Origin of the sequence: Mycobacterium sp. ST-F2 (assembly GCF_001905655.1) — a bacterium.
Lineage (GTDB): Bacteria > Actinomycetota > Actinomycetes > Mycobacteriales > Mycobacteriaceae > Mycobacterium.
The window spans coordinates 14995-28665 of record NZ_JMHT01000048.1; the positions used below are offsets into that span (position 1 = coordinate 14995).

Genomic DNA, 13671 nt, shown 5'->3' on the forward strand with positions numbered 1-13671 from the left:
GTTCATTTCGCCGTCCTTCCGGCCACGACCGCGCGTGCCGCGGAGTTCACGACGAACGTCAGGACGAACAGCACGAGGCCGGCAGCAATATAGGCGCCGGCCTTGTACTGGTCGTTGAATTCGCTTGCGGTGGCGGCGATCTTGCTGGCGAACGTGTAGCCGCCGTCGAACAGGGACCAGCTGAACTGGGTCTGCGTACCGCGCAGGATGATCAGCAGCGCGATGGTCTCACCGAGCGCGCGGCCGAGGCCGAGCATCGCACCGCTGATGTAGCCGGACAGACCGAACGGCAGCACCGTGGTGCGGACGACCTCCCAGCGGGTGGCGCCCAGAGCCAGCGCGGCTTCGATCTGGCCGCGGGGCGTCTGGATGAAGACCTCGCGGGTCACGGCGGTGATGATCGGCAGGATCATGACGGCGAGAACGATGCCCGCGGTGAAGATGGTGCCGCCACCGGCCACCGACGCATTGCCGGTCTGAAACAGGAACAGCCAATCGAGATTCTTGTTGAGCCACAACGCAATCGGCTTGAGCACGGGAGCCAGCACGTAGAGGCCCCACACGCCGTAGACGATCGACGGCACCGCCGCCAGCAGGTCCACCACGTACGCCAGCGGTCCGGCCAGCCGTCGCGGCGCGTACTGCGTCTGGAAAATCGCGATACCCAGCGCCACCGGCATCGCGATCAACAGCGCAAACACCGACACGAAGACGGTGACCTGCAGCAGATCGAGGATGCCGAAGTGCATGGCCGACGTGTCGGTGGTGACCCAGTTGCCGCCGAAGGTGAAGAAGTTCTCCTTGTTGCGGGCCAGCGCCGGGATGGCGCGCCACAACAGGAACACTCCGATGGCCGCGATGAGCGCGACGATCAGCACCCCGGAGCCCTCGGCGAGCAGGCGGAAAATCCTGTCGCCCAGGCGCACTTTCGAGCCCTTCAGCGGGTCGAGCGACACCGGCGTCGGCTCAGGGAACGGTGCGGCGAGCGCCTCACCCGACCCCGCGTCGGCTGGATTCGGTGTTGTCACTGTCATCCTGTCAGGAACCTATCGGTCGTGGGCTCCGGTTCCATCCTTACCGCGATGGAACCGGAGCGCCAGCACTGCTTAAGCGATTGCGTCGACCGACTTCAGCAGACGCGCCTTGAAGGCGTCGGGCAGCGGGATGTAGCCCGCCTTCGACAGGTTGGCCTGACCCTGGTTGGCCGCGACCTTCAGGAACGACTTCACCGCAGCGGCGGTGTCGGCGTCGTAGCCCTTGGAGCAGACGATCTCGTAGGTGGCCAGCACCAGCGGGTAGGCGCCGGCTTCCTTGGTCGAGTACAGCGACTTCAGGTCGAGGGCCAGGTCGTTACCGTCCTTGGCGAACTTGGCGGAGGCGATGGCCTTCTTGGCGTTGTCGTCGGTCAGTTCGACTGCGCCCGAACCGGTGTCGATCTGCGCGAACGGCAGGCCAGCAGCGGCGGCCGGGCTCTTCTCGACGTAGCCGATGGCGCCCGGGGTGGCCTGCACGGCCTGCACGACGCCGGCCGACTTCTGCGCGCCTTCACCGGCGCCGCCCTGGAACTCGCTGCCGGCGCCCTTCTTCCAGCTCTCCGGAGCCGCGGCGGCCAGGTACTTCTGGAAGTTGTCGGTGGTGCCCGACGAGTCCGAACGGTAGACCGGCTTGATGTCGCTGTCCGGCAGGGTGGTGCCGGCGTTCAGCGCGGCGATGGCCGGGTCGTTCCACTTCTTGATCTCGCCCTGGAAGATCTTGGCCAGCACATCGGCGTTGACGACGAGCTTGCTCACGCCCTCGATGTGGTACGCCAGGGCGACGGGGCCGAACACCAGCGGCAGGTTCCAGGCCGGGTTGCCACCGCAGCGCTCGGCTGCCTTCTCGATCTGCTCCTTGGCCAGCGCCGAGTCAGAACCGGCGAAGTCGACCTGCTTGGCGATGAACTGCTGGCGACCGGCACCCGATCCGGTGCCGTTGTAGGACAGGTTCTTGCCCGAGCACGCCTGGCCCCAGGCCTTGTTGAACTCGGCGATCGCGTTCTGCTGCGCGGTCGAGCCCTCGGCGGTCAGCGAGTTCTTACCGCCACAGTCGGCGGCGGAACCGGACGTCGACGACGCGGTGCCGGACTTGTTGTCGTTGCCACACGCGGTCATGCCGACGGCAAGCGATGCGGCCGCTGCGGTGACGACGAATGCTTTACCGATGCTGGTGAACTTCACGGGTCCTACTTTCGGTGTCGGCCGATGGTCGGCTTTCAAGGGTCGGCTTCCGACTCCCGCGCAACGTATGCGGCCGTCATGGACGAATCACTTATGCCAAATGAACGCAGGGTGAACTCGATCAGCGATTTTTCAGCCAACTCGCTGTTTCAGCTAACGGTCGGGGCTCCGGCGTAGGCGACGTCGGCGCTGTAGCGCTCGAACCCGAGCCGTCGGTACGTCTTCACCGCGGCGGTGTTGTCTGCTTCGACATACAGCAAAACTGTCCCCTCGGTACCCAGCCGGTCGGCCAGGTAGTGCAGACCGGCCAGTGTCAGCAACGCACCGAGCCCGCGACCCTGCGCGTCGGGGCCCACACCGACGACGTACACCTCGCCCAGCCCTGTGCTCGGGTGGATCTTGGTCCAGTGGAAGCCGAGCAGGTGGTCGCCATCGTCGGCGTCATACGCGAGGAACAGCCCAGCAGGGTCGAACCACGACTCGCCCCGGCGCTCGTCGACCTCGGCCTGCGTCCAGCCACCCTGCTCGGGGTGCCAATGGAAGGCGGCGTTGTTGACGCGCAGCAGTTCGGCGTCGACACCGGGTCCCGGATAGGTGGTCAGCCGCACGCCGGGCGCGTCGGGCAGCGGCGGCAGCGCGGACAGCGAGCGGCGCATCTGCCACAGCTCGCGCACCGCGGTCAGGCCGAGTGCCGCGGCGGTCGCGCGCGCGCCGTCGAGATCGCCATGCGCCCAGATTCGGGTGTCGGGAGTCCCAGCAGCCAGACCGGTGCGGATCAGCTCGCTGCCGATGCCGCGCCGCCGCGCCGCGACGGCGACGACCGCCTCGGCCATGTCCGGCGTGAGGTTCAGATAGCCGACCAACTCATCGGCGTCGTGGGCCAGCAGATGCCGGGTGCGGCCCTGCGACAGCTCGCGCAGCACCTGGTCCCCGACCGGGGCCACCCCGTCGGCAGCGGTCGCCGCCGCGACGAGCGCACGGATGGCCGCCTGCTCGTCAGCTGTCAGTGCGGTGCGCCAGGTCAGTTCCGTCACTGGGCGGGCAGGGTCTGGCGGGTCTCGTTGTCGACGTCACCGGAGTCGGCATCATCGTCCTCGTCGACGTCATCGAGCGACTCGGTAGCACCGTTGGCGCGGCCACGCGCGGGCCGGACGGCCTTGTAACCGACGTTGCGGACGGTGCCGATCAGCGACTCGTAGTCGGGGCCGAGCTTGGCGCGCAGGCGCCGGACGTGCACGTCGACGGTGCGGGTGCCACCGAAGAAGTCGTAGCCCCACACCTCCTGCAGCAGCTGGGCGCGGGTGAACACCCGGCCGGCGTGCTGCGCCAGGTACTTCAGCAGCTCGAATTCCTTGTAGGTCAGGTCCAATGGTTTCCCACGCAGCCGGGCTGTGTAGGTGCCCTCATCGATGACCAGCTCACCGAGCGTGATCTTGCCGGCGCTCTGCTGGTCGGCCACGCCGTTGCGGCGTCCCACGAGCAGCCGCAGCCGGGCGTCGATCTCCGCCGGCCCCGTGCCGGGCAGCAGGATTTCGTCGATGCCCCATTCGATGTTGACGGCCACGAGGCCGCCTTCGTTGACCACCGCCACGACGGGGACGGACGCGCCGGTGCTGCCCAGCAGGCGACAGAGTCCGCGGGCTGCCGCGAGATCGGTGCGCGCGTCGACGATCGCCACATCGGCGTTGCCGGCTTCCAGCAACGACGACACCTCGGTGGGTGCCGGCCGCACGCTGTGCGGCAGTAGCGCCAGCGCCGGGAGCACGGACTCCGGGTGCGGGTCGACGGTCAGTAGCAGAAGATCCAACGGGTCCTCCAGTGCGTCCGGGGCCGCACCGAACCCTCCCCGGCGACGACGCTGTCGCGGTTCAATCCGATTCAACCCCGGAGAATCATGGCTGACACGTGACCGTTACCGGCCAACGATCACCTAACGATAGCTTGCCACCTGCGATTTAGCGGCTTTGAACGGCCGGTCGCGACGCTGGGCGGCTGGGCGTACGCCAGAATGTCCGGATGCGTAAGGTGCTGACCCGGCTGCTGATCCCAGTGGCCGCACTGATCCTCGTGGTCGTCGGCACCGATTTCGGCTTCGCGATCTTCGCCGAATACCGGATGGCCCGCAGCGTCCGGACCGCCGCGCACCTGCACTTCGATCCGTGGGTGTCGATCCTCGGTTTCCCGTTCGGAACCCAGGCCGCGCGTGGCCGCTACCAGCAGGTTGAGGTCAAGGCCGCCGGCGTCGCGCACCCCGTCGTAGGTAAGGCGTCCATCGAGGCCACGTTCTACGACATGGTGGCGACGCCCAAGTCCTGGCTGATCGGTCCGGATGCCAAGTTGTCGTCGCGCAGCCTGGAGAGCCGCATCATCATCGATTCCACTCATGTCGGCCGCTTCATGGACATCAAGGACCTACTGGTGGAGGCCCCGCAGAACGAAGCCGAGGACGGCATCGGCGGCACCACCGAATCCGGCATCTCCGACAACCACGGCCTGGTGTTCACCGGTACCCCGAAGGCCGCGGGTCTCGACAAGCGCGTCAGCGTGTCGGTGGATCTGTCGATCACCGGCGCCGACCACACGAACCTCGTGTTGACCGCCACCGACGTGCTGACCGGTCCGGGTACGGCCGAACAAAAGGTGCCCGACGACAAGAAAGCCGCGGTGCTGCGGGCCTTCTCCACCACAATGCCGGGGATGAAACTGCCGTTCGGCCTGGCCCCGACCAGCGAGGGCGCCCGGGGCTCGGACGTCATCATCGAAGGCATCGCCTCGGGAGTAACCGTGCCCCTGGATGGGTTCAGACAGTCATGAACTCCACTGTTCTGGTGCTGACCGTGCTGGTCGCCGCCCTCGGGATCGCCTACATCATCGGGCGCCTGCTGACCCTGCGCGCCGGCCTGATGAAGGAAGTCCCGGCCGCCGAACCCTCGGCCGAAAACGACAATGCCGACCTGGGCCTGTCCACCACCGGCCCCACCGTCGTGCATTTCAGCGCAACGTGGTGCGGACCCTGCGCGGCCGTCCGCCGCGTCGTCGACCAGGTATGTGACGACCTCGGCGTCGCGCATGTCGAGATCGACCTGGATGCCAATCCCGTTGCGGCCCGACGACTGTCGGTCCTCTCCCTGCCGACGACGTTCATCTTCGACGCCTCGGGGCAGCAGCGATACCGGACCGCGGGCGTCCCGAAATCGGCTGATCTGCGCGATGCCCTGCTGCCTCTGTTGGCTTGAGCACCACGTTGTTGGGTAAGCTGTCTGCCGTGTTGGCCCCCCGCGAGCTCCTGCTCACCAAGCGTCGCGCAGTAGATCTGTGCCGCGTTGCGGGTTGTTGCTGTTGTTGTTGTAGCTGCTGAGTAGCCGCGCCGTCATTTTCGTGTTGCGCTCCGAGCAGCCTTCCTGTGGCCCGTCCACGTTTTCCAACAACAGGAGCTTTCCCATGTCAGACAATTCCATCGAAAACCCGCAGGTCGACGTGCGCGGACCCCGCTTTGCAGCGTGGGTCACCACCGGCGTACTGATCGCTGCGCTGCTGGTGTCGGCGGCCAGCCCCATCGCCGCCGCCGTGATTCTCGGTCTGCAGGCCGTGGTGTTCGCGATCGGCGCGGTCGGCGGCCCGCGCAAGCACCCGTACGGCCGTATCTTCGCCACGTTCATCGCGCCGCGGCTGGCGCCGGTGTCCGAGAAGGAACCGGTCGCCCCGCTGAAGTTCGCGCAGCTGGTCGGGTTGCTGTTCGCCGTCGTCGGGACCCTCGGCTTCGCGACGGGCATCACCGCGCTGGGCCTCGGCGCCACCGCGTTCGCGCTGATCGCCGCCTTCCTCAACGCCGCCTTCGGCATCTGCCTGGGCTGCCAGATCTATCCCCTGGTGGCGCGGTTCCGCCGCCCGGGTGTCCCCGCCACCACCTGACCCGCTAGCGCTCAAAAGCAATCGAAAGGAATTCGTACATGGCACGTTCCGACGTCCTGGTCTCGACCGAATGGGCCGAGAACAACCTCGACACCGCCGGCGTGGTGTTCGTCGAGGTCGACGAGAACACCAGCGCCTACGACGACGAGGGGCACATCCCCGGCGCCGTCAAGCTGGACTGGCGCGATGATCTGCAGGACTCGGTCAAGCGTGACTTCGTGGACCAGCAGCAGTTCTCGAAGCTGTTGTCCGACAAGGGCATCAGCAACGACGACACCGTCGTCCTCTACGGCGGCAACAACAACTGGTTCGCGGCCTACGCCTACTGGTACTTCAAGCTGTACGGCCACAATGACGTCAAGCTGCTCGACGGCGGCCGCAAGCGCTGGGAGCTCGACGACCGCCCCCTGGTCAAGGACGCGACCGTCCGCCCCGCGACGTCGTACGAGGCCAAGCCGATCGACAACAGCATCCGCGCGTTCCGCGACGAGGTGATCGCCGCGATCAACACCAAGAACCTGGTCGACGTGCGTTCGCCCGACGAGTTCTCCGGCAAGATTCTGGCTCCGGCGCACCTGCCGCAGGAGCAGAGCCAGCGTCCCGGCCACGTGCCGAGCGCCATCAACGTGCCGTGGAGCCGGGCCGCCAACGACGACGGCACCTTCAAGACCGACGAGGAGCTGGCCAAGATCTACGCCGACGCCGGCCTCGACGGCGAGAAGGAGACCATCGCGTACTGCCGCATCGGTGAGCGTTCGTCGCACACCTGGTTCGTGCTGCAGGAATTGCTGGGCCACCGGAATGTAAAGAACTACGACGGCAGTTGGACCGAATACGGCTCCCTGGTGGGCGCCCCGATCGAGTTGGGAAATTGATATGTGCTCAGCACCCAAGCAAGGCCTGACGCTGCCCGCCAGCGTTGACCTGGAGAAGGAAACCGTCATCACCGGCCGCGTGGTCGACGGCTCGGGCCAGCCGGTCGGTGGCGCGTTCGTGCGGTTGCTGGACAGCACCGACGAGTTCACCGCCGAGGTCGTCGCGTCGGCCACCGGTGACTTCCGGTTCTTCGCTGCCCCCGGCACCTGGACCCTGCGTGCGCTGTCCAAGGTCGGCAATGGCGACGCCGTGGTGGCGCCGACCGGTGCCGGCATCCACGAGGTCGACGTCAAGGTCGCTTAGTCCTTTTGCCGCGAGCGGCCGTATCGGTACCCGGACTTCATGCCCTGGTGTGCCGATGCGGCCGCTCGTCGCATTTCCCGGCCGGTGCGGCGCACGTCACACCGGCATCCCGAGTAACCTGTCTCTCCGTGGTTCTTTTCTTCGAGATCTTGCTGGTTGTGGCCTCGCTGGCCATCACCTGGTTCGCGCTCTACGCGCTGTACCGACTGATCACCGACGAGTTGTGACGCCCGACCAGGACCCCGCGCACGCGAGGAGCGATTCAGCCCCTGACGGCTTGGGCGAGCTCGGCGCACTGGCCGGTTCCGGCGACCGCGCCATCGCCGCGGCAGCCGATCGCGCCAAGGCCACGGCCGCGCGCAATGTGCCCGGGTTCGACGACCTGCCGCTGCCCGCGGACACCGCCAACCTGCGCGAAGGTGCCGACTTCAACGACGCCCTCCTGGCGCTGCTGCCGCTCGTCGGCGTCTGGCGCGGTGAGGGCGAGGGCCGCGATGCCGCCGGTGACTACCGGTTCGGCCAACAGATCATCGTGTCGCACAACGGCGGCGACTACCTCAACTGGGATGCCCGGTCGTGGCGGCTCGACGAGAACGGCGAATATGCCGGCGCGGCCCTGCGCGAGACCGGCTACTGGCGGTTCGTGAACGACCCCAACGATCCCCACGGGCAGGACGAGTCCCAGGCCATCGAGCTGCTGCTGGCGCATTCGGCCGGCTACGTCGAGCTGTTCTACGGCTCTCCGCTCAACCAGGCCTCCTGGGAACTGGCGACCGATGCCCTGGCGCGCAGCAAGTCCGGCATGCTTGTCGGCGGTGCGAAGCGGCTCTACGGGATCATCGAGAACGGCGACCTGGCGTACGTCGAGGAGCGCGTCGACGCCGACGGCGGCCTGACGCCGCACCTCTCGGCGCGTCTCTCTCGCTTCGTCGGCTGACGTTTCTGCGGCGTCGATTCCTGCGGGTTCGCGCCGAGATGGACCAATTGGCTGCAATACCCCTCGGATCACGACCACTTCGTCGATCTCGGCGCAATTGACACCGGCTGACCTACCCCGGACATGAGGCGACCCCCGAGCCAAGGTTCCTGGTTGGACAAGACCGGGAGGCTCGGGGGCCGGGTGGCTGCGGGAATTCGCGAGTGCGCTCGGCGAATCACCCGGCGCTACTAGCGGGCAGCCACCTCACATGTCCTCAAAGAATCAATCAATTTGTCGGACCACCTCCTTCCCTGTGTACGTGCGACCGTACTCCCAGGCCGGAAACCCGACAACCGATTTTTCTCGGGGTCAGACCTGCCCGTCGATCAACCCGCTGATCAAGGCCGCGAATGGCGAAGCCGCGAGCGCCCGCCCGTCCAGGGTATGTACCCGCGCTGCCAGCGTGATCGCCGAGAGTAGCCAAACTCCTTGCGCGGCAAGCAAATCCGAGACCGTCACGCGCTGGTACCTGCACTCGACGCCCCGGGCTGCAGCGGCCGCGAACAGCGCGCGCTGCGTGGTCGACGGCAGGATCGCCGTTGCGTCAGGCGTCACCAGTACCGGTTCACCGGCCGAGCCGCGGACCGCCAGGACGACGGCAGACCGCGGCCCTTCGAGCACCGCGCCCGTCGTGTCGACGAAGACGGCGTCGTCGGCGCCGGCCCGCTCGGCATGGCGCAGCGCGGCCAGGTTCGCCGCGTAGGAGAGCGATTTCGCGGCCGCCAGCGGCCAGTGCGGGCGCACCAGCGTCACTGCCGCCACTCCATCCCGCCGGGCCGCGACGACGCGGTCGGGTACCGCGGAGACCATGACGAACGCCACGGCGCCGTCGACCCCGCGGCCGAGTACCAGCCGCAGCACCGCGTCGCCCGACGGCCACTGACCGACCGCTACGGTCACCGCCGCCCGCCAGCGGGCGGAGTCGGGGCAGGAGAGGCCAGCCAGCGCCGCTGACGCCGCCAACCGCGCCAGGTGCTCGTCCAGCAGCCAGACGACCCCGGAGCGCACCAGAGCCGTCTCGAAGACCCCGTCACCGCGCGCGAACACCGGGTCGTCGGACCGAATCGCCGCCCGGCAGCCGTCGACTGCGACGACGATCGGCGGCGCGGTGGTCACGGCCAGAAGGCTAGTCGGCACGCCAACTACGCTCGAAGCATGAGCGCAGTTCCCGCCCCCGAATCCGGACCCGACGCCGGCGCCGTCTGGCATTACGGCGACCCGCTCGGGGAGCAGCGTGCTGCTGCCACCGAGGCCGTCATCGTGGACCGCGGCCACCGCGCGACCCTCGAACTCACCGGTGACGACCGCCAGAGCTGGCTGCACAGCATCTCCAGCCAGCACGTCAGCGCCTTGCCCGAGGGGTCCGTCGTACAGAACCTGAGCCTGGACGGACAGGGCCGCGTCGAGGACCACTGGCTGCAGACCGAACTCGGCGGTGTCACCACCATCGACACCGAGTCGTGGCGCGGGCAGCCCCTCGCCGACTTCCTGCGCAAGATGGTGTTCTGGTCCAAGGTCGAGGTGAACCCGGCCGATCTCGCGGTGCTGTCGCTACTCGGCCCGGCCGTCAACGCGCTCGAGCTGCCGACCCCCGACACCGAATGGACCGCCGCGCCACTGCCCGGCGGCGGTTTCGTCCGCCGTGTGGGCCCGCAGGAGATCGAACTCGTGGTACCGCGGGCCGACGCGCCGGCGTGGCGGCAGCGGCTGCTGGACGCGGGCGTCCGGCCTGCCGGGCTGTGGGCCTACGAAGCGCTGCGGGTGGCGGCTCAGCGCCCGCGACTCGGCGTCGACACCGACGAACGGACCATCCCGCACGAGGTCGGCTGGATCGGCGGCCCCGGCGTCGGCGCCGTGCACCTGGACAAGGGCTGCTACCGCGGCCAGGAGACGGTCGCGCGCGTCCACAACCTGGGCAAGCCGCCCCGCATGCTGGTCCTACTGCATCTGGACGGCGGTGACGACCGGCCCGTGACGGGCGATCCGGTGCTCGCCGGCGGCCGGGCGATCGGCCGGGTGGGCACCGTCGCCGAGCATGTCGACCTGGGCCCGATCGCGCTGGCGCTGCTCAAGCGCGGCGTGCCCGCCGACACCGAGCTGACCACCGGCGGCGAGGCTCAGGTGCCCGCCGCGATCGACGCGGATTCGCTGCCCGCCGACGACACGGTGGGCGCCGGGAGGCTCGCGGTGCAGCGTTTGAGGTCTGGTGAGGGTGGCCTGCCAGCATGAGACCGTCGGGCACGGTAAGCTAGCGGCAGGACAATAAACACACTCAGATCGGAGCCGCCTGCACATCGGGCCGCTCCGTTATTGCGCGAGGGGGTCCCCCATGGGCCGCGGCCGGGCAAAGGCAAAGCAGACCAAGGTTGCTCGAGACCTTAAGTACAGCTCACCGCAGACCGATTTCGGTCGGTTGCAGCGAGAGCTCTCGAACGATTCCGTTGGTTACAGCACCAGTGCCATCGATGACGACCTGGACGACGACGACTCGGACGACGAGCCCGCCGGTCGCTGGGCCGTACCCGAAGACGACTGGCGTCACTAGACCCCACGTGTGGCCCTGATCCCAGGGCCACAGGCTCAGCCCCGCGCGCGACCTGAGGTCAGAAGCGCGGGTGCTGGCCCACCAACTCGGCGCGAACGCTGCTCTTGCCACCCTTGTTGACGGTGCCCAGAGTCCAGCAGTCCAGGTGCCGGGCAGTCAGAATCGCCAGTGCGCGGTCGGTGTCCTCCGGCGCGACGACGGCGACCATGCCGACTCCCATGTTGAACGTCTTCTCCATTTCGGCACGCTCGACGCGACCGCGCTGGGCGATCATCTGGAACACCGGTGCCGGCGTCCAGGTACCGCGGTCCATCTCGGCGGTCAGGCCGTGCGGGATGACGCGTTCCAGGTTCCCGGCCAGTCCCCCGCCGGTGACGTGGCAGAAGGTGCGCACCTGGGTCTCGGCGGCCAGCGCCAGGCAGTCCTTGGCGTAGATGCGGGTCGGTTCCAGCAGTTCTTCACCGAGCGTGCGGCCGAACTCCTCGACGTGCCCGGACAGGCTCATACGGTCGATCTCGAGCAGCACCTTGCGGGCCAGCGAGTAGCCGTTGGAGTGCAGTCCGGTGGCGGCCATGGCGATGATCACGTCGCCGGGGCGGACGTTCTCGGGGCCCAGCAGATCGTCGGCCTCGACGACGCCGACGCCGGTGGCGGAGATGTCGTAGTGGTCGGGCTCCATCAGGCCCGGGTGCTCGGCGGTCTCACCGCCCAGCAGCGCACAGCCGGCCTGCACACAGCCCTCGGCGATACCGGAGACGATCTCGGCGACCCGCTCGGGCACGGTGCGGCCCACGGCGATGTAGTCCTGCAGGAACAGCGGCTCGGCGCCGCACACCACGAGGTCGTCGACGACCATCGCGACGAGGTCGATGCCGACGGTGTCGTGCTTGTCCATGGCCTGTGCCACGGCGAGTTTGGTGCCCACACCATCGGTCGACGAGGCCAACAGCGGCTCGCGGTATCCGGCTTTCAGGCCGAACAGACCGGCAAAACCTCCGAGACCACCCCGCACCTCAGGGCGGGTGGCCTTCTTTGCGTGGGGCTTGAACAATTCGACGGCGCGATCGCCTGCCTCGATGTCAACCCCCGCCGAAGCGTAGGAGGCGCCAATCGATTCAGCTCGCTCATCCTGGCTAGTCATCGGCCCCAAGGCTACCGGTCGCACCCTCGCGGATGCACGTCGCGCCCAGTCAGGGCGTCCGGTCAGGGGCGACGCAGGGCCGAGGCGTTGTCGTTGTCGGCGGTCAGCGGCAGGCCGGTGCGGGCCGCGGTCGCCAGCATGTGCTCGACGACGTTCTTGCCGAGGGCGGCTTCACCCGGCAGTTCGATCGGGTAGTTGCCGTCGAAGCAGGCCGCGCACAGCCGGGAGGCGGGCTGTTCGGTGGCGGCGATCATGCCCTGCCTGCTGATGTAGCCGAGGGAGTCGGCACCGATCGCATGCCGGACCGCCTCGAGCATCTCGTCCTCGCTGGCCTCGGTGCTCTTGGCGTTGGCGATCAGCTCGGCGGGGGTGGCGAAGTCGATGCCGTAGAAGCACGGCCATTTCACCGGCGGCGACGCGATGCGCACGTGCACCTCGACGGCGCCGGCCTCGCGCAGCATGCGGACCAGGGCGCGCTGCGTGTTGCCGCGGACGATCGAGTCGTCGACGACGATCAGCCGCTTGCCGCGGATGACTTCCTTCAGCGGGTTCAGCTTGAGCCGGATGCCGAGCTGACGGATGGTCTGGGACGGCTGGATGAAGGTGCGCCCGACGTAGGCGTTCTTCATCAGGCCCTGCCCGAACGGGATACCCGAGCCCTGCGCGTAGCCGACGGCCGCGGGCACGCCCGATTCGGGCACCCCGATGACCAGGTCGGCGTCGACGGGCTTCTCCTCCGCCAGCCGGCGGCCGATCTCGACGCGCGCGGCGTGCACCGAGCGGCCGGCGATGGTGCTGTCCGGGCGGGCCAGGTAGACGTACTCGAAGACGCAGCTCTTCGGCTCGGGGTTGGCGAACCGGGTGGAGCGCACGCCGTCGGCGTCGATGGCCAGCAGCTCACCGGGTTCGATGTCCCGGACGAACGAGGCGCCGACGATGTCCAGCGCGGCGGTCTCGGAGGCGACGACCCAGCCGCGGTCCAGCCGGCCGAGGGACAGCGGACGCACGCCGTGCGGGTCGCGGGCGGCGTACAGGGTGTTCTCGTCCATGAAGGTCAGGCAGAACGCGCCGCGGACCTGCGGCAGCAGTTCCAGCGCGGACTGTTCCAGGCTCGAGTCGGCGGCGCCGTGCGCCAGCAGCGCGCCCAGGATGTCGGAGTCGGTGGTGGCGGCGACATGGCCACGCGCGTTGATCAGGCCGTCTTCGCGGGCCCGGGCCGCCAGTTCCGCGGTGTTGACCAGGTTGCCGTTGTGGCCGAGCGCGACGCCCGTGCCGGCGGCGGTGTTGCGGAACACCGGCTGCGCGTTTTCCCACGTGGTGGAGCCCGTGGTGGAGTAACGGCAGTGCCCGACGGCGACGTGGCCGTGCATGGCGGCCAGGGTCTGCTCATCGAACACCTGGCTGACCAGACCGAGGTCCTTGAACACCAGAATCTGAGATCCGTCGGCGACGGCGATGCCTGCCGCTTCCTGCCCTCGGTGCTGCAGCGCATAGAGGCCGTAGTACGTGAGCTTTGCCACGTCCTCGCCAGGGGCCCAGACCCCGAATACGCCGCATTCCTCGCGTGGCTCGTTCTCGGTCTGTTCGGTCACGATAGGGCTGCTCCCGGGGAGGCGGTTGGTGACAGAGACGAGTCTACGGTCCAGATGGGCGCGAAATGGAATCGAATCGCGCGGCCGGCACTGCCTCGGGCGCTGCG

16 protein-coding genes are annotated in these 13671 nt (G+C 68.3%); 9 read left to right on the top strand and 7 right to left on the bottom strand.

The features are described 5' to 3' along the window. Positions 1 to 2 precede the first annotated feature (2 nt). From pstC to EB75_RS17680, 4 genes are all read right to left on the bottom strand, one after another. Complete coding sequence (gene pstC / locus EB75_RS17665; RefSeq protein WP_073696646.1) at positions 3 to 1034, bottom strand: phosphate ABC transporter permease subunit PstC; 1032 nt, start codon at positions 1032 to 1034, stop codon at positions 3 to 5. Positions 1035 to 1106: 72 nt separating this feature from the next. Continuing rightward, the gene (pstS, locus tag EB75_RS17670; protein WP_073696647.1) at positions 1107 to 2216 is read right to left on the bottom strand and encodes a phosphate ABC transporter substrate-binding protein PstS; all 1110 of its coding nucleotides are present in this window, start codon (positions 2214 to 2216) and stop codon (positions 1107 to 1109) included. A gap of 149 nt (positions 2217 to 2365) precedes the next feature. After that, positions 2366 to 3250 carry a mycothiol synthase gene (mshD, locus tag EB75_RS17675; protein ID WP_073696648.1) on the bottom strand — a complete coding sequence of 295 codons (885 nt, stop codon included), beginning with the start codon at positions 3248 to 3250 and terminating at the stop codon, positions 2366 to 2368. Beyond that, entirely contained in the window at positions 3247 to 4023 is a 777-nt protein-coding gene (locus EB75_RS17680; RefSeq protein ID WP_073696649.1) for a winged helix-turn-helix transcriptional regulator, read from the bottom strand. The genes mshD and EB75_RS17680 overlap by 4 nt, the downstream gene beginning before the upstream one ends. A gap of 209 nt (positions 4024 to 4232) precedes the next feature. Between EB75_RS17680 and lmeA the strand changes: the two genes are divergently transcribed. From lmeA to EB75_RS17710, 7 genes are all read left to right on the top strand, one after another. Continuing rightward, positions 4233 to 5030 (top strand): mannan chain length control protein LmeA, encoded by a 798-nt coding sequence (gene lmeA / locus EB75_RS17685; RefSeq protein ID WP_073696650.1) that lies wholly within the window; start codon positions 4233 to 4235, stop codon positions 5028 to 5030. Continuing rightward, on the top strand, positions 5027 to 5452 hold the full coding sequence (locus EB75_RS17690) for a thioredoxin family protein (protein WP_073696651.1): 426 nt from the start codon (positions 5027 to 5029) through the stop codon (positions 5450 to 5452). Before lmeA ends, EB75_RS17690 begins: the two co-directional genes overlap by 4 nt. 29 nt (positions 5453 to 5481) lie before the next feature. Further along, on the top strand, positions 5482 to 5574 hold the full coding sequence (locus tag EB75_RS30185) for an Ms5788A family Cys-rich leader peptide (RefSeq protein WP_350224456.1): 93 nt from the start codon (positions 5482 to 5484) through the stop codon (positions 5572 to 5574). Between the two features lie 83 nt (positions 5575 to 5657). Then, entirely contained in the window at positions 5658 to 6128 is a 471-nt protein-coding gene (locus EB75_RS17695) for a DUF4395 domain-containing protein (protein ID WP_073696652.1), read from the top strand. A gap of 38 nt (positions 6129 to 6166) precedes the next feature. After that, a complete protein-coding gene (locus tag EB75_RS17700; protein ID WP_073696653.1) occupies positions 6167 to 7003 on the top strand; it encodes a sulfurtransferase in 837 nt (278 codons plus the stop codon). Position 7004: 1 nt separating this feature from the next. After that, on the top strand, positions 7005 to 7307 hold the full coding sequence (locus EB75_RS17705) for a DUF1416 domain-containing protein (protein WP_020098804.1): 303 nt from the start codon (positions 7005 to 7007) through the stop codon (positions 7305 to 7307). Between the two features lie 277 nt (positions 7308 to 7584). Further along, the gene (locus tag EB75_RS17710) at positions 7585 to 8244 is read left to right on the top strand and encodes a heme-binding beta-barrel domain-containing protein (protein WP_073696654.1); all 660 of its coding nucleotides are present in this window, start codon (positions 7585 to 7587) and stop codon (positions 8242 to 8244) included. Positions 8245 to 8595: 351 nt separating this feature from the next. On the opposite strand, the gene EB75_RS17715 is transcribed toward EB75_RS17710, so the two are convergent. Further along, entirely contained in the window at positions 8596 to 9384 is a 789-nt protein-coding gene (locus EB75_RS17715) for an aminodeoxychorismate lyase (protein WP_502689383.1), read from the bottom strand. 57 nt (positions 9385 to 9441) lie between these two features. On the opposite strand from EB75_RS17715, the gene ygfZ reads away from it, so the two are divergent. Further along, positions 9442 to 10515 carry a CAF17-like 4Fe-4S cluster assembly/insertion protein YgfZ gene (ygfZ, locus tag EB75_RS17720; RefSeq protein ID WP_073696656.1) on the top strand — a complete coding sequence of 358 codons (1074 nt, stop codon included), beginning with the start codon at positions 9442 to 9444 and terminating at the stop codon, positions 10513 to 10515. Positions 10516 to 10615: 100 nt separating this feature from the next. Beyond that, a complete protein-coding gene (locus tag EB75_RS17725) occupies positions 10616 to 10831 on the top strand; it encodes a DUF3073 domain-containing protein (protein WP_073696657.1) in 216 nt (71 codons plus the stop codon). 58 nt (positions 10832 to 10889) lie between these two features. On the opposite strand, the gene purM is transcribed toward EB75_RS17725, so the two are convergent. Continuing rightward, a complete protein-coding gene (gene purM, locus EB75_RS17730) occupies positions 10890 to 11972 on the bottom strand; it encodes a phosphoribosylformylglycinamidine cyclo-ligase (RefSeq protein WP_020098790.1) in 1083 nt (360 codons plus the stop codon). Between the two features lie 62 nt (positions 11973 to 12034). After that, positions 12035 to 13567: an amidophosphoribosyltransferase gene (gene purF, locus EB75_RS17735; protein ID WP_073696672.1), complete on the bottom strand. Its 1533-nt coding sequence runs from the start codon at positions 13565 to 13567 to the stop codon at positions 12035 to 12037. Positions 13568 to 13671 lie beyond the last annotated feature (104 nt).

What these genes read in the sequence shown, in the direction of transcription:
- EB75_RS17705 (WP_020098804.1), top strand. Translation starts at nt 7,005, where the DNA reads ATGTGCTCAGCACCCAAGCAAGGCCTGACGCTGCCCGCCAGCGTTGAC.
- EB75_RS17725 (WP_073696657.1), top strand. Translation starts at nt 10,616, where the DNA reads ATGGGCCGCGGCCGGGCAAAGGCAAAGCAGACCAAGGTTGCTCGAGAC.
- purM (WP_020098790.1), bottom strand. Translation starts at nt 11,972, where the DNA reads ATGACTAGCCAGGATGAGCGAGCTGAATCGATTGGCGCCTCCTACGCT.
- EB75_RS17700 (WP_073696653.1), top strand. Translation starts at nt 6,167, where the DNA reads ATGGCACGTTCCGACGTCCTGGTCTCGACCGAATGGGCCGAGAACAAC.
- lmeA (WP_073696650.1), top strand. Translation starts at nt 4,233, where the DNA reads ATGCGTAAGGTGCTGACCCGGCTGCTGATCCCAGTGGCCGCACTGATC.
- EB75_RS17695 (WP_073696652.1), top strand. Translation starts at nt 5,658, where the DNA reads ATGTCAGACAATTCCATCGAAAACCCGCAGGTCGACGTGCGCGGACCC.
- pstC (WP_073696646.1), bottom strand. Translation starts at nt 1,034, where the DNA reads ATGACAGTGACAACACCGAATCCAGCCGACGCGGGGTCGGGTGAGGCG.
- ygfZ (WP_073696656.1), top strand. Translation starts at nt 9,442, where the DNA reads ATGAGCGCAGTTCCCGCCCCCGAATCCGGACCCGACGCCGGCGCCGTC.
- EB75_RS17690 (WP_073696651.1), top strand. Translation starts at nt 5,027, where the DNA reads ATGAACTCCACTGTTCTGGTGCTGACCGTGCTGGTCGCCGCCCTCGGG.